This window comes from Pseudoalteromonas rubra (assembly GCF_001482385.1).
Taxonomy (GTDB): domain Bacteria; phylum Pseudomonadota; class Gammaproteobacteria; order Enterobacterales; family Alteromonadaceae; genus Pseudoalteromonas; species Pseudoalteromonas ardens.
This window is the reverse complement of sequence record NZ_CP013612.1, coordinates 470,633-494,061: the sequence shown is the minus strand read 5'-3', so window position 1 is coordinate 494,061 and position 23,429 is coordinate 470,633. Positions and strand designations below refer to the sequence as shown.

The 23,429-nt window shown below is 46.5% G+C and carries 17 protein-coding genes; 6 read left to right on the top strand and 11 right to left on the bottom strand.

Going from position 1 to position 23,429, the window contains the following annotated elements:
• The first annotated feature begins 7 nt into the window (after positions 1-7).
• The gene (gene bfr / locus AT705_RS21315; RefSeq protein ID WP_010380977.1) at positions 8-472 is read left to right on the top strand and encodes a bacterioferritin; all 465 of its coding nucleotides are present in this window, start codon (positions 8-10) and stop codon (positions 470-472) included.
• Between the two features lie 58 nt (positions 473-530).
• On the opposite strand, the gene AT705_RS21310 is transcribed toward bfr, so the two are convergent.
• Entirely contained in the window at positions 531-725 is a 195-nt protein-coding gene (locus AT705_RS21310) for a (2Fe-2S)-binding protein (protein WP_010380974.1), read from the bottom strand.
• Positions 726-1,056: 331 nt separating this feature from the next.
• Between AT705_RS21310 and AT705_RS21305 the strand changes: the two genes are divergently transcribed.
• The gene (locus AT705_RS21305) at positions 1,057-5,553 is read left to right on the top strand and encodes an EAL domain-containing protein (RefSeq protein WP_058798369.1); all 4,497 of its coding nucleotides are present in this window, start codon (positions 1,057-1,059) and stop codon (positions 5,551-5,553) included.
• A gap of 5 nt (positions 5,554-5,558) precedes the next feature.
• Here AT705_RS21305 and AT705_RS21300 read toward each other — a convergent pair whose 3' ends face one another.
• The 5 genes from AT705_RS21300 to AT705_RS21280 all read right to left on the bottom strand — a co-directional run bounded on the left by AT705_RS21300 (position 5,559) and on the right by AT705_RS21280 (position 12,666).
• The gene (locus AT705_RS21300; protein ID WP_082669104.1) at positions 5,559-8,321 is read right to left on the bottom strand and encodes an ATP-binding protein; all 2,763 of its coding nucleotides are present in this window, start codon (positions 8,319-8,321) and stop codon (positions 5,559-5,561) included.
• A 194-nt stretch (positions 8,322-8,515) separates the two neighbouring features.
• Positions 8,516-9,406: a cation diffusion facilitator family transporter gene (locus AT705_RS21295; RefSeq protein ID WP_058798368.1), complete on the bottom strand. Its 891-nt coding sequence runs from the start codon at positions 9,404-9,406 to the stop codon at positions 8,516-8,518.
• Positions 9,407-9,691: 285 nt separating this feature from the next.
• Complete coding sequence (locus AT705_RS21290; protein ID WP_058798367.1) at positions 9,692-10,468, bottom strand: NERD domain-containing protein; 777 nt, start codon at positions 10,466-10,468, stop codon at positions 9,692-9,694.
• A 14-nt stretch (positions 10,469-10,482) separates the two neighbouring features.
• A complete protein-coding gene (locus AT705_RS21285) occupies positions 10,483-11,472 on the bottom strand; it encodes a WD40 repeat domain-containing protein (protein ID WP_058798366.1) in 990 nt (329 codons plus the stop codon).
• Between the two features lie 180 nt (positions 11,473-11,652).
• Positions 11,653-12,666, bottom strand: coding sequence for a WD40 repeat domain-containing protein (locus tag AT705_RS21280; protein ID WP_157576948.1), 1,014 nt, complete (start codon positions 12,664-12,666; stop codon positions 11,653-11,655).
• A 200-nt stretch (positions 12,667-12,866) separates the two neighbouring features.
• Here AT705_RS21280 and AT705_RS21275 point away from each other — a divergent pair, with 200 nt between their 5' ends.
• Positions 12,867-13,139: a hypothetical protein gene (locus AT705_RS21275; RefSeq protein ID WP_058798364.1), complete on the top strand. Its 273-nt coding sequence runs from the start codon at positions 12,867-12,869 to the stop codon at positions 13,137-13,139.
• Between the two features lie 206 nt (positions 13,140-13,345).
• Here the strand turns inward: AT705_RS21275 and AT705_RS21270 are convergent, their stop codons facing one another.
• The 3 genes from AT705_RS21270 to AT705_RS21260 form a co-directional block, all read right to left on the bottom strand.
• On the bottom strand, positions 13,346-14,860 hold the full coding sequence (locus tag AT705_RS21270; protein ID WP_058798363.1) for a trehalase family glycosidase: 1,515 nt from the start codon (positions 14,858-14,860) through the stop codon (positions 13,346-13,348).
• Between the two features lie 9 nt (positions 14,861-14,869).
• Positions 14,870-16,105, bottom strand: a complete 1,236-nt coding sequence (locus tag AT705_RS21265) for an MFS transporter (RefSeq protein WP_058798921.1) — start codon at positions 16,103-16,105, stop codon at positions 14,870-14,872.
• A 163-nt stretch (positions 16,106-16,268) separates the two neighbouring features.
• Positions 16,269-17,273, bottom strand: a complete 1,005-nt coding sequence (locus AT705_RS21260) for a LacI family DNA-binding transcriptional regulator (RefSeq protein WP_058798920.1) — start codon at positions 17,271-17,273, stop codon at positions 16,269-16,271.
• 416 nt (positions 17,274-17,689) lie between these two features.
• Here AT705_RS21260 and AT705_RS21255 point away from each other — a divergent pair, with 416 nt between their 5' ends.
• On the top strand, positions 17,690-19,891 hold the full coding sequence (locus AT705_RS21255; RefSeq protein ID WP_420492128.1) for a TonB-dependent receptor: 2,202 nt from the start codon (positions 17,690-17,692) through the stop codon (positions 19,889-19,891).
• 130 nt (positions 19,892-20,021) lie between these two features.
• Positions 20,022-20,213 carry a hypothetical protein gene (locus tag AT705_RS21250; RefSeq protein WP_058798362.1) on the top strand — a complete coding sequence of 64 codons (192 nt, stop codon included), beginning with the start codon at positions 20,022-20,024 and terminating at the stop codon, positions 20,211-20,213.
• 78 nt (positions 20,214-20,291) lie between these two features.
• Here AT705_RS21250 and AT705_RS21245 read toward each other — a convergent pair whose 3' ends face one another.
• On the bottom strand, positions 20,292-20,663 hold the full coding sequence (locus tag AT705_RS21245; RefSeq protein ID WP_058798361.1) for a DUF6559 family protein: 372 nt from the start codon (positions 20,661-20,663) through the stop codon (positions 20,292-20,294).
• A 218-nt stretch (positions 20,664-20,881) separates the two neighbouring features.
• Between AT705_RS21245 and AT705_RS21240 the strand changes: the two genes are divergently transcribed.
• Positions 20,882-21,256 carry a DUF6072 family protein gene (locus AT705_RS21240; protein WP_058798360.1) on the top strand — a complete coding sequence of 125 codons (375 nt, stop codon included), beginning with the start codon at positions 20,882-20,884 and terminating at the stop codon, positions 21,254-21,256.
• 51 nt (positions 21,257-21,307) lie between these two features.
• On the opposite strand, the gene AT705_RS21235 is transcribed toward AT705_RS21240, so the two are convergent.
• Entirely contained in the window at positions 21,308-23,416 is a 2,109-nt protein-coding gene (locus AT705_RS21235; RefSeq protein ID WP_058798359.1) for an ABC transporter ATP-binding protein/permease, read from the bottom strand.
• Between the last annotated feature and the right edge of the window lie 13 nt (positions 23,417-23,429).

Below are 23,429 nucleotides of genomic sequence, written 5' to 3'. Positions count from 1 at the left end.
AGTCATTATGAAAGGCGATAAAGCGGTAATAACGGCACTAAACACCGTACTTGCAAACGAGCTGGTAGGTATTAACCAGTATTTCCTGCATGCCCGTATGTTTAAGGATTTTGGTTTTACGCAACTGGATAAAGCAGATTATAAAACGTCCATCCAAAAAATGAAGAATGCAGATCGCCTGATTGAGCGTATTCTGTTCTTGGAAGGCTTGCCTAACCTTCAGGATCTGGGTCGACTTAAAATTGGTGAAAACAGCGAGGAAATGATTGCGGCCAATATGGCATTTGAGCAAGCATCCTTGGGGGATCTGGTTGATGCGATTGCATTGTGTGAAGAAAAGCAGGACTACATTAGTCGTGAAGCACTCGACAATATTCTCAATGAACAGGAAGAGCAAATCGACTGGCTGGAGACCCAGCAACACCTTATCAAAGTGACCGGTATCGAAAACTACCTGCAGACGCAAATGTAATACTAAAAAAGGGCTTTAAAGCCCTTTTTTTGAGAAAATGGTTTGAACGAGAAATTAATTAAGCAACTTGCTCTGTCACATCCACGATGTCGATTAGCTTTTCATTCAGTATTTTTTTAGCGCAGTTACAACACTTACCACACTGAGAGCCCACACCTAACTCTTTGCTCAAATCGCGCATAGACCTTGCGCCATCATCAATAGATTCGGCGATTTTTTTGTCCGTCACACCGTGGCAAATGCAGATATACATAACTGAAAACCATTCTCAATAACCTTAACTGCAGACAAGTTTAATCTAAACAAAAATGGTTATCAACAACAAAAGCAGAAATAATGAGAATAATTCGTAGTTGCATTGCTTGTGTTTTTGATCCACCTTTTAGTTCAATAGCTTAGGTTTTACCTAAACCAGCCTTTTTTTACCCAATAAATGGTCAGATGAGGCAAATTTACGAATTCTCGTTCAGCTCAGTCTATAACTTGGTACAATTAGCATAATCTGAGCAATGTATGCCTCAGCGAATATGACAGCACAAAAGCGTAAAAGGACTATTCACTGTTGTGCGCCCGGGAACGAGTGAATGAACAACTGGCTACAAGCAGCTTTATTGTCTTTTTTAATGATATATCACCACTTGGTGATTGCAGATCCTTATTATGCAAATCAGATCAGCCGTTTGTCGACGCAGGAAGGGCTTTCTCAGTCGAGTGTCACCGCGCTAGTACAAGACAGGCAGGGATATATCTGGATTGCCACCCAGCAAGGCCTAAACCGACATGACGGCAACCAATTTAGTCCCTTCAAGGGTCAGGCACTGTTCTCAGGCAGTGACATTTTGCTGCTCCAACTGTTAGACAATGATCAATTATTTATAGCAACGGCACAATCAGGCGCATTTTTGCTAAACACCCGTACTCTATCTCTGGTGAAGTTGTTTGACCAAGGCGGACGTCAGGGCATAGCGCCAGATGCTGCGGTGAATGCCATTGTGCAGTATCAAGAGCAATACGTGATTGCAATTGAAAACGTACTATACAGCGTCGACGCACAAACACTTGCGGCAGAACGTTTGCTCACCCTGCCACGTAATGCCTATGTTCGCACCATGCTGGCATGGCACGATGCTTTGCTCATTGGCTCAGAATCTGGACTGTTTCAATTCAAAAATGAGCAACTCAGCTCACTGAACCACCTGGGCTCAGTAGACAAGTCTGCGCTCAATAACAATGTAAAACTGCTCAAGCATGACCCGGCGCTGGGACTGCTGGTGGGTACTGTGGAAGGCTTGTTTGTCATTCCGGGTGATACCAGCCAGCTATTGGACCAGCAAGCTTATGAACTAGTTTCACACCTCAATATTTGGGCACATGCAATCGGACCATATGGAGAGTACCTGGCCACAGATTCGGGCCTATATTTGCTCGACCGCCGTAACCATAGCGCCAGTAAGCTGTTCTCGTTCAGCGAAAGCCGCTATTTGACACCGCAAAATACCATCCCTGTCATGTTGTTAGACAAGCATGAAAACCTGTGGATGGGGTCCAATAATAGTGGGACATTTATTTGGCCAACTTCAGCGTACCGATTTAAACTACTCGCCTCTCATAACAATAACTTTAATAACAATATCTGGGCTGTGCATCAAAAAAACGATGGTACACTTTGGCTTGGCAGCGATGATGGATTACACCTATTTTCTGATGGGCAACAAGCAACCCTGCAACAAAGTTATTTTCGTAATCAAAGCCACAAACCTGAGTATGGCAGCCAAGCGGTCTACAACATCTATAGCTCTCCCTATCAGACTGACAATATGCTCCTGCTTGATACCAAAGCTGGGCTAAAACAGTTTGACATATCAACCGGACAAGCCTCTGAGCTCAAAGTCACCAACGCAACTGTTGCCATGACGGGCGAAGACCATTTAGTCGGCTCTATGCTGGTAGATCAGCGTACCCTCTTGTTCCATACGCACCATAATATTTTCCTTTATGACATTGCCTTACAAACGGTTACCACATTAAGTGAGCTGGAAGCACAGATAGATGACCTGCAAGCTCTGTTATTTCTGCCAGCCAGACCAGAAAAACCCAATGAGTTATTATTCAGCACCGCCAACGCGCTTGTGAGTTACGATCGCCTGAGCCACCAGGTCGATACTTTGTGGCAAGCAGAAGCCGCCTCTGATAAAGCCTACCCTATCGTGAATGACTGGATTAAGGATGGCCAGGGCCGACTTTGGCTGGCAACCAACACAATGGGGCTCATTGCACTCGAAACACACAGTTTCCAGCGCATAATACATATCACAAAGGAGCAGGGGCTTGGCACCAATACCTTGTACGCACTGGAACGTGACCTGCACAACCAACTTTGGATAAGTAGTCAAAATGGTCTTTATAAACTCAATTTAGAAACACTACAGCTCGACCACTATGATCACCGAAATGGGCTGGTTACCAACGAGTTTAATGTCGGAGCCAGCCTGTCTTTGCATTCAGGAGAAATGCTGTTCGGTACGCCCAACGGTGCCATAAAATTCGACCCGAGTGCCTTTACTCTGCCAGCAGAAACAGAGCAACTCTCCTTCTCCGGTGTGCAATTAATGTCCAGACCCATACTTGTCTCGCCCGCACAACTCGACACGCAGACTTTGCAGTTTGAATATGACGACATGGGGTTTCGCTTTGAGTTTAGTCAGTTCAATATTTTTAATGTGCGCCGTAATTTTGTCACGGCTCAACTGTCGGGCCCGACTTCCCTTGAGATCAAAGATGTTAAGAATAACTATCTGTTTTTTAATGCCTTAAAGCCAGGAAAATATACCCTGACCCTGTCTGAGTTCCGACCTAGCGACACAGCAAAACGCACCCAAAGCCAGCTGCATTTTGAAATCAAGCATGCCTGGTGGAATACACCGTTAGCTATCACCAGTTATCTGTTGCTGATTGCTGTTTTACTGGCCATGCTTTATCGCAGACACCATCGCAAGCAACTTGCTCTGCAACAAACCTATGACCAGCTAGTACATGCAAAGGCCCAGACCGACTTGGCACTGACGAAAACGCAAAGTGGACTGTGGAGCATGGACATGCAGACTCAGCAATTTGCCTTGCTCAGCAATACTCAGGACACCAGCCAAAGTAAGCAACTCAGTCTGACCGGTTTTTTTGACAAAGTGCACCCACAAGATCAAGAAATGGTACAACGTCAATGGGCGCGCTTTATTGCCTCACCGGACAGTCAGCTCTCAATCACCTATCGGATTTTTTCAAAGCAACAAGGCTGGCTCTGGTATCACGATATTGCTAAGGTCAGCGAATGGGATGCCAAAGGTGTGCCGCTAAAGGCATCAGGTATCTACAGTAATATCACGGAGCAAAAAGCGAACCAACTGAATGCAGCTATGTTTGCCCAGGCCCTGTCTCAGATCCAGGACTGGTTATTGATCCTCGACAGCAACTTGCAGCTTTTATCCGTCAACCAAAGTTTGTCTTCATCTTTGGGATTGGACCCATACGAGCCTCAAAAACAACTGACACTTAGCGTACTCAAACAACGACTTGGCCGACAACAACTAATAAAATTACTTAACGCACTGCGTAACATCCAACCTAAAGAGAACATAAAACTAGAAATTGAAGTGACATTTGATGATCAACGCCAAAGTACAGTTCAGCTCAGTATCAATGCAATTTCAGATGACCAGGGTGAAATAGAATTTTTAGTCATCGTTGGTTCCGACTTATCTCAGCAGAAGCAAGCACAAAGTGAGTTACGTTATCTCGCAAACTTTGATGCCCTGACGGATTTACCTAATCGCAACCTAATGCTGCAACACATTGAATTTGCAATATATAATGCAGCTAAAAGTAATTCCGGGTGCGCATTATTGTTTATCGATCTGGACAAATTCAAGCCCATCAATGACGCCTATGGCCACTCTGCAGGAGACCAACTCCTGATTGCAGTTACGAAACGGATCAACAGCTCCTTAAACGCGCACTGCATCTTGGGCCGCCAGAGTGGCGATGAGTTCATTGTTCTGATAAAAACTTTCGAAGATGTCGCCCAGGTCACAGAGCTGGTTCAACAGATGATCACGTCGTTGTGCAATAAATACGAAGTAGATGGTATCTCTATGAGCATCTCTGCCAGCGTAGGTGTCGCTATTTTTCCATTTGACGAACAGACAGCGGAAGGCTTATTGCGAAATGCAGATATCGCGATGCTACATGCCAAACAAAGTGGCAGAAACAACTTTAAGTTTTTTACCAGCGAAATGAATGCGCACCTGAGCAGAAAACTCAGCTTAGAAGCGGCGCTCAAAGAAGCAGTAGCAGACAATCAGCTTTACAACCATTATCAGCCTATTGTGAACACCACCAAACACACCTTGATTGGTGTAGAGCTGTTAATGCGCTGGCAGTTGGGGGCAAAACCTGTATCACCGGCAGAGTTTATTCCAATTGCTGAAGAAGTCGGCCTAATTGAGCAAATGACAACGCAAGCTTTACGCAATGCCCTGGGGGAACTTATGCCATTTTTCCACCAGCAGTCCTCATTTTATTTGTCACTGAATCTCTCACCTCAACATATTATGCGTGATAACCTCGCGGCCTCTCTAGACAGCATTGTGGCGGAATTTGGTTTGAGCAATCATCAACTTAAACTGGAAATCACAGAAACCAGCTTCCTGGCAGATCGGCATAAAGCGAGTAAAACGCTGGCCCAACTTAAGAAGTTTGGTTTTACACTGCTGCTGGATGATTTTGGCACGGGCTACTCTTCGCTCACATACCTAAGTCAATTCCCTATCGACATTATCAAAATTGATCAGAGTTTTGTCCGTACACTGGAAACTCACCCCCATAATCGTTCCATCGTAAAAACCATCTATCTGCTCGCACAAAACCTCAATATGGCATGTATCGCCGAGGGGGTGGAAACCGCCCAGCAGCTTAGTTTTCTTAGGGATCTGGGCTGCGAATACATGCAAGGGTATTATTTTTCAAAACCTTTAAGCGCAGCGGGTTTGTTTGAGCAATACCCGGCTGATGTGGCTAACGTGGGCTAACGTATTTATTCGCTACGCCATCGAGCCAGACATTGGTATAGTGCGTCAGGCTCGATGGGTTTGGAGACAAAGTCATCCATTCCCACCTGCAAACATTTCACTTTGTCCTCGTTGAAGGCATTTGCTGTTATAGCAATGATGTAGGGCGTACCGTATAGCTCAGGGTTTTGACGAATACGACGTGTACAATCAAACCCATCCATATTTGGCATCTGACAATCCATCAGGATAACGGGAATATGGTTACCCTCTAAAACAGACAGCGCATCCAGGCCATCGTTTGATTTAGTCAGACTGCAGCCTGTATGTTCCATTAATTTCGCCGCTACGATCTGGTTAATTGGATTGTCTTCAACCAGCAAAACATCCACGCCGCTCAGGTCTGGTGCACTAACATGCTGCTTTTCTTCTTGTTGTTCCTCGCCCGGAGTAGCAGGCAAAATCACCGTAAACGTGCTGCCCTTGCCGGCCTCACTCTCTAAACTAATTGTCCCACCCATTGCCTCTGCCAGACGTTTACATATTGTCAGGCCAAGCCCTGTTCCTCCATATTTACGTGTTGTAGAGACATCTGCCTGAATAAACTCTCCAAATAGCTGCTTCTGTTTCTCTTTCGCAATCCCTACTCCGGTGTCCGAAATATCAATACGTAAGGCTTCGTCGATGTAACAGGCGCTGAGCTTAATACTCCCCTGCTCAGTGAACTTGCCAGCATTACTAAGCAAGTTGTTAATGATTTGGGTCACCCTCAATTCATCCAGTTTGAGATACTCGGGAATAGTGTCGTTAACCTCGTAGCTAAATGTCACCCCGGCCTTCACGCCAGTTTTGCAAAAGGACGTAGTCAGTGAATGTAACATCTTACGAAAGGCAACATCGTGCCTGTCTAGCTCCAGAGCGCCAGCCTCTATTTTGGAGTAATCAAGAATGTCGTTCAGGATCAGTAGCAGGTTATGCGCAGACTGGTAAATGATCTGCAAAGACTCAGCAACGTCTGTATCATGGGTGTGGCGCTGCATATCCGCGGTCATGCCAATTATCCCATTGAGCGGTGTGCGTATTTCATGACTCATATTGGCCAAAAACAGACTTTTTGCAGAACTCGCTTTGTTTGCCCTGTCGAGCGCATCAATTAGCTCTTCTGTTTTCTCCTGCACCTGACTCTCTAATTGGGCATTGAAATTGGTGAGCTGAGCATTAAGTGACTGATTTTCCTGATTGGCTTTCTGCAACTTTTTGAAGCTCATAGACAGCTTAAACGCCAGCTGGGTAAACTGTTGCTGTAACGTAATCACTTCAAGAAAGGTAGCTTCTGCCCGAGGAGATAGCTCCTCATTACGACTGGCTGGGTCAAAACCGTTCAGACGAGTACTAAGGTCATGCATTGGGTTGATCAGCATACGGGTTAGTTTGCTGACCAAAACGCTGCTCAGTGCAATAATAAACAGGGCGAGGAAAAAAGACTGTCCCCATGCCGATGCGACCGCTATATTGACATACTTGCGCTCCACCAGACTGATGACTTGCCAGCTAAACTCCTCTGAACGCACACTGCGACGATAAAACACTTCTTCCGTCTTACCAACATACAGATTTAAATCGTCATTGGTCAGCGAATTTAACGTCGCTTCATCCAGCTCATCGAGTGTATTAAAGTCGGACTTCAAGGAGCTAAATACCACTTTGTTTTCGCTATCGAGGATCATCAGGTGCCCAAGGTGCGATAAAATACGGGGAATAAATTGTTCAAATGTATCAAAAAATACAGACCCTTCCACAACCCCGGCAAAATTCCCCCTATCGTATATAGGTGCAGAAATAGCCACTATTGAATCATCACCAAACCCCCTACCCCGGAATATACCCGACACAAACCCATTCGGATAATACGGTGCCTGAATAAAATACTGACGGTCGGATACCGCAGGCACTTCGCCAGCCAGACTGGTTCTGAGCGTATCGGGGTAGAAGTGTGTAACCAGCCCGGATTCATCCGCGGTAATAGCAGTGCGAATATTCGGGTAAAACTCGACCAATCGGGTGATCGTATGCTGCTGGTCTAATCCGGCTTCAATATTGTGCGCAGCATTTGCCAAAGCTCGGCGATGATTACCAAGAAAGCTATCTATTCGCTGTGCCGTTGTGCTCGCGACATCACTCAGCTGTGCTCTCACCTCATATTCTATGCGTTCATAGTGGCTATTGGTCAGCATGATGGTGGTTACCAGTACCACCAAAATAATAAGGTGACTGATCATATAATTCAAAATACGATACAGTGGTTTGGCCTGCCACAATTGTTTAAATAAAAATAACGACAGCAAGTCGACGATAACCAGACAAATAGCAGCATTAATAAAGTATTTGGCCAGCGCCGTTATAATAACCAGTAAGTTGAGGTCAAGGGCAAACTTACCGAACAGGAAGAGCAAGGGGATCCCAAACAACACCCAAAATGCCAGGCCCCGCATGAATAAAGGCTTGTTAGGTCTGACACAGAAGATCTGTAACCAGGCTATCTCTAACAAAAACACCGTAGATGGCCAGCAATGGCCCCAGCGATAAAATATAAAGGCCGCACCAATCGCCACGCACAATAAAGCATAGCGCCAACCCAGCGACATCAATGCAAGAATAACAAACAGCTGACCAAGCAGAAACTCGGAACTATCCAGGAACCATAGGGGTAAAAGGTTAGCAAAGCCACCTAACAGCCCGAGCACAACCGCAATCGCGATCTTAGGTAATGCTGTTATTTTCCCGAACAATACTCAGGCTCCTCTTGAACTTAACACCTACAGGATCCTGCACCTCATCTTATGAGTACTACGCAATTCCTGAGCTTCGGTCAGCTATGCAAGTTATCACCCGCAACACGCAAGCCTGTGTTGCTCACTTTAAAGCTTGCGATTTTTTTACTGATACTGTTAAAAAGTAAAGGAAAAACTGACTTTTGCCAAGTTTAGTGATCTGGACAATCGTGGCTTTCTATTTGTAAAACGCATTGTTTAACCGCATAGGTATTCATCAAAGCACGTTCTACTTCCAGGCGACACGCTTCATCGTGCATTTCAATCGTGCAATGGTGTTTAAGTACAATATGCGCCCCAACGGTTAACTGATTGTCCAGCATGGTAACGGTAATGTTGTGAACACTTTCCACGTGTTCAGTCGACAGGAGCAGCTGTTCCAGTTTCTCGACAGCCGGAAGCATTTGCGCTTTTTCCGTCAGACCCTGAATACAGGCATAGATCACCTTAACGCCAGTGAACAACACGAACACAGATATCAACATACTCGAGACAATATCAATAACCTGCCAGTTGGTCAGATGGATCAGTACGCCTGCAACAAAGGTAGAAACCGTTGAGAGTAAATCAAAAAAGGAGTGCAGAAATACCGCATAAACATTGATACTGTCTTTACGGCCCTTATATAACACCCAGGCCGAGGCACCATGAAACAAGAACCCAACAGCGGCAATGCTCGACATCGCAAAGGCGTTCACATTTAGGTCATGCCCTTGCGCATGATGGCCAAGCCGCTCGCCGCCTTCAAGCAAAATAATGGCAGCGATGGATAAATACAGTAGCCCATTAAACAGACCACCGGTGTACTCCGCCTTTTTATATCCATCATTATAGGTTTTCGCCAACTTGATTGCGACGGACGAGGCGATTAGCGCAATGAGCAAAGAGCTATTGTGTACGAATAAATGCCCGGCATCGGCTAGCACAGCCAACGAATTGGCATAATACGCACCGACAACCTGGATAATCATAAAGGTACATGTGAGTGCAAGTGCGATAAGGAGTCGATTACGAGACGCTTGGTGTGTAGTCAGATCGGTCATTCGAGCAGTTTAATGCCTTATAAAATACAGCAGGGGAAATGATAAAGAGTCGCAATTGTACCCTGATTTCAACGCCCGCGCATCAAAAATGTCATTAGTAATATCAATCTGAATAATAAATTGGTGTAACCTGGGCTTGCAAACCTCGGTAAAAACAGAACCTAAATTAAGAAAGTTCGACTTAGTGTACGATATATAATCTACATGAAGTGTATTAACGGCAATGAACGGCCTGTTTATTAGCCCAGATAAACATACTTCAGTGTGGCTGACACGGAATTTTACTCAAGCACTCAATTGCTTATGGCGCTCTCCATAGCTTAACACAGCCTGCTCAAATAACCTGACTTGCTCGTGACTAAACTGACACCGAGTATACCTGAGTATATCCAGCGAAACTTCGCTGACCTTACAGCAATCTGTTGGCCGGGTTGGGCTAAACTCCGCATCATCGGGAAACACCGCCAACCAGCGTACACCGAATGGCGTATTTAACACTCCAGCCAGTGTAGCGGCGCGTTGTGCCGCTGCCGTAAGCGGATTTGCCAGGTAATGGGTCTTGTTCTTGTAGCGGCAGGGCCAAACCTGGCTGTCCGTTTCGACAGCAATCAACCCACTTTGCTCAACCACCACCACCACAAAAACACCAAATGGTGACAACACGACGCAATCTAAAGATAAAGCCTCTAACTGCTCCGGATACAGGTGACGTGTTAAGATGGTATAGTGTTTTGCGTCAAGCGATGTCGTAAGGCTACGATAAACCTGCCATTTCAACTTTTCAGCCTGTGCTTTATCGGCTTCACGTTTGCGCATATAAAGGTAACGCGCAACAGTCCATAAAAGATAAACCAAAAAGCACAACGCAATCAGGTTAAGCGCAGTGAACTGAGACTGAGATTGCACATCCGGTTGTGTCGTAGCCAGATCATGGGTCTGGTGCGACTCGGCATTCGTTATCTGTACACCATCGCCTTTATCTGGCTCATTGCCAGAGGTTGGCTCTGCGCCAATCACACGAGTGCTGACGATAAACAAGCAAACCAAAATCCATCTAACCATGCCGCCACCTTCTTTTAGCGTTGAGCTAATGCGTTAAGCGTCCAGGCCTCTAAAATACCGTCACTGCTTAATGTCAGGAGGGTATGTCTATCCGCCGCATACATATCTACGATAGTCGCCCCATCGTGAACAAAGCTAATTTGCCAGGTACCTAGCTCCTCGCCATTTTTCGCATTCCAGATGCTCAAATGCGACTTTGATGAGGACGTTGCGAGCAACTCACTCCCTTTAATAAAGAGCGCTTTACGAAATACTTTAAAGCGTGACATATACTGAAGTTCACTAATACTCTGCCCATCGGTCAATGATGTAACAACCTGTTCATTCAAAGCATCGGACGCAAACAAGGCTGAAAAGTCATCACGCACTGCAACACTGGTAACCCGGTGATTAAACTCTTTCATAAAAATAGGCTCTGCCGAGCCAAATTTCCACAGCGCCAGTTTGCCATCCTGAGCGCCAGTTACGAATAGTTCACCCTTATCATCCCAAAACACATGCTGAACTGGCCGCGAGTGCGGTGCAAAGCGGTTATTTATCTGGGTATGTAAATCGGCCATATTGATGGTGCCATCCGCCATTGCCACAATGGCTTTGTCATTTTTGGGCGATATGGCCATAGCCGTAATGACCGCACCGGGTGTCACACCACCAAATGCGACCTTGGTCACTAACTTACCTTTACTCAGAGACCAAAAAGCCAATTCTGACTCGCTGGCAATCACCAGCATCTTTAAATCTTCTGACAGGGCTACATCCCGAACAAACTCAGGCGTCTTCTCTTTGGGCACTGTGAACTCAACCTGTTGAGTAGCCACGTTCCAGACCTGAATTCGTTTTTGATTATCAAATGTGACGAGCTTTGTCCCATCCTTTGAGAAATGGCCTATCGCAATACCACTGTCATTCAGTCTGCCAACATTACCCTGACTTAGCTGGATTTCCTCATTGCATGCACTCAACATCACCACACACAACGCCGCCAGCAATACCTTTAACCACATAACTCTACTCGTGACACCACTAAAACCGCGATTATACGTGCATTAATTGAGAGTAAAAAGTACACCTGAAAACGCGTACCACTTTTAACAGCACAGATAGTAGACGAAACCTGTTCCTGTTACTATTACATCTCGATAACACCTCACCTGTGCTATCGACAGCAAGAACCACACCAGCCCTCACTCACGATTTAGTAAAGTACTGATCTGCCACAACTCAACAAAACCATCACTGCTGAGTGTGAGCAGTTCACCTTGTGAGTTAGCATACATATCAAGCACAGTGGCATCACGACTCTGGGCCTGGATAGCATAAGCGCCAATTTCCTGACCGTTTTGCGCGTCCCATAAAGTCCACCAGGCTTTTGACGACCCAGTAGCCAAATAACGCTGGTCTGCACTAAATGCAGCCGCGCGAAACCATCTGAAACGCTCCGGATAGCGCAAGTTAATGTCATATTCGGCATCTGAGTATACGGAGAAAATACGCTGCTCATTGAGTGCATCGGATGCAAACAGCTGGGTTTGATCTGCACTGTGCGCGATGCTGGTAATACGGCGGCCAAAATCAAAACGCCGTTTTATTTTCATAGTACGCGCGTCATATAACAATACCTGGCCATCATGCCCTGCACTCAGCACACTCTGGCCTTGTCCACTCATCGCAACATGCATCACTTTACTGTCGTGAAGCCTAGCTGTTTTTACCAACTGGTTATCCAAATCCAGTAAGTTGATGGTGCCGTCATTTAACCCGACTAGCAACAAGTTGGGGCGGCTATACAAGTGCAATGCCGAGACCTTTGCCAGTTCAGATGAAGGGTGTACCGTAACCGTTCCCAATTGCAGTCCTTGCTCAACGTCCCATAGCTCTACCGATTTTTGGTAGCCTATTGCAAGTCGCTTATTATCATCACTGAGACTGAACGCCAGTATTTTTCCCTTGGCATTTTCGAGCCTGGTTATGGGATCTGCGACTGCAAATATAAGGGTCTGAGTATTGATATGAAATACTGCAAGTTTATCACCCGGATTGTGTAACACGGCCAAGTTGCCATCCACTGAAAACTGGCCCTGAACCGCGTTTTGTTGCAGGCTAATTGTTTGAGCGTCATTATTTTGAATTGGCGCATCACATCCGACTAATCCCACCGCAGCCATAAAAATCGCACCGTCTAAAAAATGCTTTGCCAATTGAGTCACCAGTGCCACCGCCTGTTTTCATGTAATGTGGTGTAATGTACAAATATCACCCGATTGTATACCTTTTGACTTGCTTGCCGTGAACTGGTTCATTAGGCAGCGTCTCTTATTTCTCCTGGCAGCAGAGTATGCTGCCAGTCTTCTCTATCTGGCGCTATACTTAACGTGAGGGGTTCGTTGGGGAGGTTACTATGCCCAGTCCACCAAAACGCTCGGCCAAAGGTCATGTTTCAGACCATGGCGCGGCATTAAATAAAGCGCTAAGTCCTGACAAACGCAAAAAATTCGCCGAGAAAGCAAACCAAGCCTATGAGAAAAGGCATCCTGAAGGTACCAATATAAAAAAGGAGATAGCCAAAAATAAGGCAGAAAGGGAGACACGTTCCGTCGTTTATAAACTGGAGCTGGTGTTGTTTATAATCGTCATTGGCGCCATTATCGTACGTGTTGCTTTTATGGATTGAGTGGCTTATCGCGCTCGAAAGGTGAACAATGTGAGAAGTAAAGTTGCCCATTGCGATGGTGTCTATTGGTTCTATGGGCATATCGACGCGTTTGCGTCACCCTTATCATGGTTGATACTTCAATGACTTTAAAATGCGAGGACTACTGGGGTTTTAAAGTCCTCACATTTAATTTCGCCATCAAATACCGATATTAACTGACATCGTTAATACACCAAACTTGCTATACGATGAGGCTTCTGCTCTTCCGACAGTTGATACAAACGGCTGGTTACCCCATTCGTCCAGCCAAACCCTTGCTGCACCGTATACTCCCCACCTCCGGCACGCACACCCGGTTCAACCACGTTGTATTTTTCGAGTAAGCAACCTCGCTGCTCAAAATCACGCTCCAGCATAACTAACCAACGTCTGGCAACACTGGTTGCCAGCTTGCAATAACCGTAGTTCAGCATACCCTTGACGGCAAACCATTGTAACGGCGCCCAGCCATTTGGACTATCCCACTGTTGTGCGGTGTCAGTCAACGTAGTCACTAATCCACCTGCGCGCAAAAAGTCTTGCTCCAGACGTTGTACCATAGCTTCAGCCTGGTGCTGACTTGCCAGGCTAAGAAACATAGGCACGACACCGGCCAATGACATCACCTGACTGCGCGTTTGCAAAGCAATGTGGTAATCCATAAACCAACCTTGTTCTTTATCCCACAGATAGGCCTGGATCAGGCGTTTTCGCTGCTGAACAAGATTCAGGTAATGCGCACTTTGCTGACTATCTCCAAGCGCTGCATAGCATTCGCTAAGCTGCCATTCCAGCTGCTGCAATAGAGCGTTTAAATCGACAGGGATACGCTGTACCGTATTAATGCTGCACAACTGCGCAGGATCATCCAGCCAGCGACTACTGAAATCCCAGCCTGACTCACAGGCCGCACGAATATTTCGATAAAAGACTCCACGATGTTCTGGCTCCAGCATGCTGGCAGCCTCAATGTCTTCTTTATAAGACTCAGGGCGCGGTTCTGCGCTGTCATCCCAGAAACGGTTCATTACGCCACCACAGGGCATACGTACAACACGCCGGCTTTCAGTCAGCTCATCATTTAGTTTTTCGCTATCCGCCATCCAGAACGCATGTTCTTTTTGCAGAGCATCAGTCACTTTACTCAACCATGCCTGATCCTGATGATGCGTCTGCCATAACAAAGATACCATCAGTGCAGTTACCGGGGGCTGAGAACGGCTGGTGTAGTAACTGCGGTTGCCGTTTGGAACGTGGCCAATACGCGCAATCAGACTCACAAAATTATCAAGCATATTTGACACTTGTTCAGTGTGACCGGCGTCAAGCAGGCCCAGCGCGGTAAAATAACTATCCCAGTAATAAATTTCATTGAAACGCCCGCCTGGCACAGTATAGCTGGCAGGCAAGTCCAATAGTGAGGAGGCGTTACCTGTTTGTGGTGCTCGCTCAAGACGCAACCACAGCTGACTGATGTAGTCTTTGACCGACGTTGCATTCAGCGCTGCAAGCTCAGGCTGCGGTGCAAATTCAAAGTGCCGGGCGACAAAAGCGGCTAAGTCCTGTGGCGATTCTTGATCGTATAATGCGCAAGCCTGTTGCCAGCTAATTTTTGGGATCGCATCTGCAAACTGTTTGCTGTCAGAAAAAATGCCCTGCGTTTGCACCGCTTTAAACAAGTTTGATTGTTCAAACTGCATCAATAACTCCTAAAGTGCGCAAGCGCTGGCCTGTACCTGAGCGCGTCGCTTAAACAAAAATAACGTAATGGCAATGCCGCACATGGGGATCAAAGAGAGGTAAAACGCCTGTTGACCACCAATATATTCAAATACAAACCCTGTGATCAGTGAGCCTGTGGTTCCGCCCAGTGCAGAAAACACGACAATCAGGCCTGTCATAGGTGCGTGCTGTCTCTCATCCAGACTGCTCAACATTACCGAGTTAATCACCGGATAAATCGGCGCCATCATAAGTCCAATCAAAGGCATTAAATAAGCAGCCAATGGCGCATCAAACAGGCTGTTTACTTGTTTGGGTTGCAGGTTTTCAGTCATAGGGAGTGTCATTAGCACCAGTGCAGCCATGCCAATCAGGCAGGCATTCAATAAGCTGTACCAGTGAATATGCTTAAGTAGCTGACCTGCTAACAGACGACCTATTGCCAGACTGGCTGCAAAAATACTGGTTAGCTGAACTGCAATATCGACAGGCAGATTCAGCACCTGGTTATTGAACGTTGGCAACCAGGTACCTACACCTTGCTCAATCAGCACATATAAAAATGCAGACAATACAAACACCAGTACCAAAGGCTGATAAGCCAGTTTTAGCATGCCGATAAACTCGTCTTTTAGCGGCTGCTCTTTGTTGAAGTGTGGCTTGTTCATCGGGGCGCTGACAACCAGCAATGCAGTCACCAGCGTCAGTGCGCCCAGCAGATAATAGACATTGAGCCAGGCCAGAGAGTCTGCCTGCTCACCAATAAATGCCGCGAAGATCCAATATCCACTTAGCACCCCAACCATAAACAAACCTTCAATGGTGTTAAGCAAGCTTGAATGCCCCTTCGCATCCTCTGTAACCTGACCTATGAGGGCATAAACAGTGACTTTAACGACAGCAAACGCACAACCGACGCAAGCAAACAAGGCTTTTAACGCCCAGAAAGCACCCAGCATGGGTGTAAGCAGACACATGACTGCCACCAGGGATAACGAGCCCAGCAACGCTATTCGATAACCAATACGAGGGATAAACGAGGCAACAAGAAAAGACACGATGGCGATAGGAATGTCTTTAAAACCTTCGAGACTGGCAGCCTGCGCTTTCGATACAGCAAAGGAATTAATCGCCTGTAATATCACAGTGCCAACACTGTTGAGTAAGATCGCAAACAAAAAGTAGCAGGCCGCCATGGCCAGCACGACTCTGGTGTGCTTCATAAGGGTGCTCTGTAACCATTCAATAACAGTCAGTCTAGCCGCGACCACTTACTTTTGCAATCGTTTGCAATTTTAAAATTGAAAATTTGTTTGGTTTGTTCACAGAACCGAACAGAGGTTGCGAAAAATATCACTGCGATTAATTTGACCTTTGCGATGCGCCTTAGCTCGATTGGCGCACAACAAGTTCCACTTCAAGCTGTGTGGAATCAGGCTTGTCACCTTTCAATTGCGCCAGGAGTTTATCAACCAGTACCTGCCCGGCAAGGCGGGTGTTCTGCTGTATGGAAGTCAGCGACGGCGAGCTGATGTCCGCCATTGCAATATCATCAAATCCCACCATACGAACGTCGTTTGGGATACTAACATAACGCTCTTTGAGTGCTTTCATTGCCCCTAGGGCAACCATATCGCTGCATGCAAAGATGCCATCAAAGCTTAGTCCTTCTCTCAATAAAGTCTGGTTGATAACCTCATACGCAGCCTGGCTGGTGATGTCGATTTTCAATAAGGTAGCGCTTGCCTGTGGCTCTTTACTTATCTGTTCGCAAAAGCCCCGATATCGCTCAGCCAGCTCGGCATGCGCCGGATCGCCCATAAACAGCAAACGACGAGCGCCCTGCTCCAGTAAATGCCGGGTTGCCATGCAACCAGCCAGGTAGTTGTCACTTCCCACAATCGGGTAATCCCCGTCCGTCTTGGGGTCTCCCCACACCACCAGCGGCGTGCCAGCACTGGCTGCACGTTCAATACGCGCCTGCTGCTTACCCTGACCAACCACAATCACCCCATCGGCCCTACGACCATCGATAAAATAACCGTGCCAGTCATCACCTGCCATGTAAGAATTAGAGAGCAGTAGTTCATACCCCTGGCGATTAACCGCCAGATTAATATCGCTCACCACTTTCAACAAAAACGGGTCATCGATGGACTGCTCGGTTTCAGCGTCGAAGTTAATCAGTACCGCTATCACATTGGTTTTTTGCAATCGCAATCGGCTGGCAGCAGCATTCAGACTGAAATTGTGCTTTTTGGCCAGCGCTTGCAATTTTTTACGGGTTTCTTCCTTAATCAGCGGATTGTTATTCAGTGCCCGGGATGCGGTTGACGTAGATACGCCAGCTAATTTTGCCAGATCCGCGAGTTTCATTTTTTTTGACTGCATGTATAACGCACCACCAAAGAACCATTGTAACAATTTGAATATATTAGTTTTAAAGGCAATTTCAATACCCATTAACCGCATTATAGCGCAGCGTTTGCTTACCTGTCTTACCTTTTCTCTTTTTGATTTTTCACTTATCGGTTCAGTTACAGGCTTGCCGTAAAGTGCCAAAAAAGTTGCAAACCACCTATTGCAAACGTTTGCATAACGTTCTATTTTAGAATGACACCGCGTGCAACCTGAGCGCTAATAAGCTCGAATGAGTCATTATGAGCACGACAGAGCGGCGTATAACAATAGCAATGAGCACAGCCAAAGCTGTGCAGACACAGACAACACATATGACAACCAAGGGGGCAGTTCCTGTGAACCTAGGCAATAAATACTCTTTAATCGCATCCGCGGTGGCCACAGCTATGGCCGTATCGGGCGCTGCACAGGCTGAACAACAAGCCACTAAGCAAGACAAAAAAGTAGAAACCATCATTGTATCTGGTACTCCGGGCGGCGCTGGTATTCGTAAACTGGACGCCAGTTTCGCAGTAACCAACGTGGATGCGGTACAGATTGAACGTTTGGCGCTCAAGAGCACCGCAGATTTACTTAAATCTGTACCTGGTATTTGGGTAGAGAGCTCAGGCGGCGAATCCGGTGCTAACGTTTTTGTCCGGGGTTTCCCAGGCGGCGGAGATGCGCCATTCCTGACCGTTAGCCTGCAAGGTTCTCCTATTTACCCTGCTCCCACTTTATCGTTCCTGGAAAACTCTTCGATTTTCCGCCTCGATGAGACCATTGCCCGTATGGAAGGCCTTCGCGGCGGCCCTAACCCGGTGGTTTCAAACGGCCAACCAGGTTTGACTACTAACTTTCATCTAAAGCGCGGCTCAGAAGAGACCGAAGGCACAGTTAAATACACTACTTCAGATTATGGCTTACAACGCATCGACGGCGTGCTGAGCGGTGAGCTGAGCGACGACTTCTATTATATGATTGGTGGCTACGCAAAACGCTCTTCCGGGATCCGCGATGCAGGCTTCACCTCAGAAAAGGGCCACCAGTTTACCATTAATCTGACCAAAGAGTTCGATAATGGTGAGTTCAATGTCTATACCCGCCAAACCGACGACACAGGCGCCTGGTACCTGCCGACCCCGCTTAATGTAGACGGTGTCGACGCTGGCTTTACGCAACTAGGCACCTTAAATCGTCAGGCCGTGATCCATGTTGCTGGTCAGGATATGGAAATTGACTTAGGTGAAGGCCGAGGCTGGAAAGGCCATGTCTCAGGCGGTAGTCTGAAACTCGAATTATCTAACGGCTGGCAGTTAATTGACCGCTTTAGCCTGACTAACGGTGACGCAAACACCTATGGTTTAGTGCCTGATGGCGCTGCAACAACCCTGGCGAGCGTAGCTGACAATGGCATCAATGCAACAGGTTCAGTCACTGGTACAGTTTACGACGGTGATACCATGGTACAAAACTATGGCCGCTGGGTCGTGCTCAAAGAAATTGAGGCTTTTACCAATGACTTAGCCATCAGCAAAGAATTTTCGTCGGTGAACAGCGCCTTTGGTGTTTATACAGCCACCACCTCTGCAAAAGACTGGTGGAGCCTGGGCAACTCAGCCTATCACGTGCTCGCCGCAGGCGGTGAAATGCTCACCGGCATCGAGTGTAACAACAGCGAAGACGGCTGTGGTTTTAATTACGACATTAACAGTACCGGTGATGCAACCACATTAGCGTTCTATACTACGCATAGCTATCGCGCCACCGACGCCCTGACGTTAGATCTCGGCCTGCGTAGTGAAAAACACGAAGTAGACTACTCAGTAGATGAAGACCTGGATGGCACCATCAATAAGTTTGTTACCTATGATGAGCGCAAAACGTCCTGGACTCTTGGTGCCGACTTTAAACTGGATGACCAAAGCGGTGTGTTCGCACGTATGAATAAAGGTTACAAAATGCCTTACTTCGACGATTTTCGCGACAACTATGGCGCTTATCAGGGCGGTGAGCGCCTGTTCAAAGAAGTAACCCAAGCCGAAATTGGTTACAAATACATGGGTGAAAGCAGCGATGTATTCGCCACACTCTTTGCCAATGAAGTACAAGGCGATACCTTTGTGCGCAAGCCTGGCGACCCAGCCGAAATTCTGACCAACGAAGCCATGGGTATTGAGGTTGATTACAACTTTAACCATAGCTCTGGTTTTAGCGTCAATATGAATGCGACCTGGCAAAAAACTGAAATCACAGAAAGCCCGGACAATATCGGCAACGAAGCGCAACGTCAGCCTGGCTGGCAAGTACGGGTGACGCCGAGTTACGAGTTTGAACTCGGTGATATGTTTGCCACTGTATACGGCACAATTTCAGCCGTAGACGACCGTTTTGGTAATAATGAGAACACAGTAGTGCTGGATGGCTACGAAAAATTTGACCTTGGCTTTACCCTGGAGCCAACTGAGCAGGTAAAACTGATGGTATCGGTTGATAACCTTACCGATGAGCAAGGCATCACCGAAGGCGATCCGCGTAATGCCGATGCCCCCAATGGCCGCTACATTATGCCACGTAGTGTGAAGCTCAGCGTCAGCTATAGCTTCTAACTACACTCCCTGAAAACCAGAAAGCCCGGGCACTTTGCTTGGGCTTTTTTGCTTTTGTCACTAAACTCATTAATACAACAATATGATGATAACTCTTTGCGCCGTTTCACTAACAAATGGGGGAAATATCATGAATATTGAAGACGTCCGTAACGGAGAATGGGTGGAGTATCACAAGCACCCGGTCGAAGTACTAAGTGTAGACAGGCAACACAACATAGTCACAATTTACGATGCGCGCTCGCAATGCAAAGTCAAAGTGCATATTGATGAGCTAAAAGACGACCCGCAGTGTCACTGCGACTCATATTTGTATTTTTAATTCAGAGTATCCAGAACAAGGCCTGCCATTCACAGTCTTTGGCAGAGCCTGTTTTCTGATATAAATGTGGGTGTATATCTAACCGCAGCCACCGTCTGCACCACCACCCTCACCTCCAGCAATAAAGCCACCATCACTGTATGTACTGCGTGCATAAGCAAGTAACGATTCAAAATTAAATCTCGGCCAATCATGAAAACAATGCTTGCCTACGTCCGCTCGCATTTCAGCATAACTCAGCCCGGTCTGCAGTCCGTCAAAATCAGCCTGAGAACAAAACATTGCATAGGCATAGGCCTGATTATGGTCATGACTAAAAACCTGACTAAACACTTCAGTGACCTGCTCAACAGAGTAATATTCTTGTCTGGTGTAGGATTCAACCAATCGCACAGGCAGCTGGCGTGCAATAGACTTAACCGAATTTTTCTTTTGCCAGAGTGAAAACATCTATGTACTCCTTTTAGTGTTCCTATGATGGTCAGAGTATCAGAGAAATATCGTGATACCGCGCTCCCGTTACCTGATCCCTGACTCTTAAAACTCAGCATATCGTCAATCATCAGAAGTTAAAAGTGCATCAAAGAAACGATACGCATCGCCTGGCCTGGATTTTTTACAAAGTATGATTACACTTAATAGTCAATGCGTTAGAAAGGATAATCAAAATGAGCGTCAAACGGACCAACAAAGAAATAGCAAAAGATACAGCATGCCTCGCAGGCGAAGCCCTGTTAACTCCCGGTGTTAGCCTGCTGGCCCAGGGCAAAGGCAAACTGGGTCTGGCGCATGTAGGCGTGGGGCTTGCGGCTAAATTAGCACTGGGCCCGGCCGGAATGCTGTTTGTTGCAGCAAACTCCTATTGCTTAAGTAAAACCGGGCAAAGCTTGTTCACCCAATTTACCACCAAAAAAGGCGCAGGCGACCAAAGTCTGCGAGAAGACGTGTCACAGGCACTGGATAAAGGCCAACCCATTGAACAAGTAATTGAAAGTGTTATTGAAGATGTAGAAGATATCTATCACGAGAAAAAGTCTTCTTAAGTACGAGCCTTTTAGTCGTCAGGAAAGAGCAATCAATCATTGGTTTACCCATTACCTCATCGCAGGTGAATTCTTTTGTTCAGAAATTTGTAATTGCCACAATGCAGCATAATCGCCATTTCTTGCCAGTAGCTGCTCATGTGTCCCGGCTTCACTGATCTCTCCCTCTTTAATGTGGTAAATCGTATCAACATACCGAATACTCGATAAACGGTGAGCGATAATAATCACAGTACAAGTATGTGATATTAAATCAACAGCCTGCCTGATTGCAGCTTCGGTTTTATTATCAACCGCCGACGTGGCCTCGTCTAAAACCAGTATTGCGGCATTTTTTAACACCGCTCGCGCAATGGAAAGCCGCTGGCGTTGACCACCCGACAACTTGTGTCCTCTTTCGCCTATCTGAGCGTTGAACCCGTCCGGGTGAGCATCAATAAATTCATAAGCTTGCGCAATCTTACAAGCCGCTACGACTTCATCAAAAGTTGCGGAGGGTCGACCATAAACCAGGTTGTCATAGATGGTGCCGTTAAATAAAAATGGCTCCTGGCTTACCAATGCGATTGACTGCCTTAAACTTTTTAAACTTACCTGCTCTATATTATTACCATCGATATAAATTTGACCTTGCTGAGCCTGGTAAAAGCCCAATAAAAGCTTGATCAATGTGCTTTTACCCGATCCTGTTGGCCCAACAAAGGCGACTTTCTTGTTGGCCTTAACCTCAAAAGAAACCCCTTTAATCACCTTATGCTGCGAATAACCAAAATGTATATCGCTAAATGCTATGCTGCCAACCCCGGCTGTAAGCTGTTGCTGGCCGTCACGTGAAATCACTTCAGGCGCTATATTCAATACTGCATCCAGACGAGCCGCCGCAGCATGGGCATCTCTGTAAAGAGACTTTCCATATTCCAGCCCGGTCGCAGAGTTTAGTATGCTGGGGGCAATGCCAATCTGAACCATAAACTCAGTAGTACCGATGCCGCCACGCAAAACGTTCATACAACCGTAGACGACCGGCCCCATAATCCCCATAACAAAGATCAACTCATTCATACTGGAGTAATAGGAGTTTTCCCTATCAAGCCTGACAGTGTGTTCGCTGGCCGCATCTTTAGCACTGCAAAACCGCTCATACTCAATGTGTTCAGCTGTAAAGCTTTTAACCGTAGACAGGCCATTCAGATTATTCGATAGCACTTTTCTGTGGCTGTCTGTCAGATCGTCCGTTTTGTTTGCCTGCTCACGAATACTCGTCTGATGACGTTTATTGAGCCTGGTAATAAATGGCACCGGAAGCAAACAAAGCGCGAAGGCCACCGGAGAGATAGCAAGTATGATCACAGAACTAAACAACATAGTTGTGGCTTTGTCTGTAAATTCAGCCGGTGTGTAATTAAGAAATCGCTTTATAATATCCACATCATGGCTAACTAAATGCTGCAGTTTGTCAGGGCTTTGACTGTCTAAATACGGCATAGGTAAGGACTGTATGTGTGCAAAGACCTGCTCACTCATCTTTTTATCTATTTCATTGGAATACTTGCTCCAACGTTCATTTTTATGATGTGCAGTGATCGACTCAGCGCCTTTAGACAGCCCAAACGCACCGGTAAAGAATGCCAGTTGAGCCCCTTGCGATAACCCCAATTTTGTTAATACTGCAATCGGAGATAGCACACTTGAGATCATCAAGCCTGTCATAATAGGCGATAGGATCTTAAAAAATGAGTTGATGGCACTGGCTCTTATTGCCGTGTTCCTCAATACCCGACATTGCTCATCTTCAATCCGTTGAACTAGGCTGTACAAGTGGTTTTCATTAAGCCTTTGTTTGATTCCAGCCAGCCCTTTGTGACGCGGAGTACTATGACTCTCTGCGCAACCGGTTTGTTTTTGACTGTACTGAAATGCTTGCTTTAGTAGTTTCCGTATTGTTTTCGTTTGCCAACAAGACGGATCAAACAACAATAAAACCCTGCCTGTCAGAGGATTGGCCGTCACTTTCACCATTCCGACCTGCTTATTCATATAGCTACTCAGATGCTTAGCAAGCAGTGGCTGGTTCAATAGACCCTCAATATGCCAACGCTCGCGCCCAGGCAAGGTTGACCTGGGATAAACGTGATGGTCAGTTAATAGTGAAGTGGTCATATCCATCCAAATT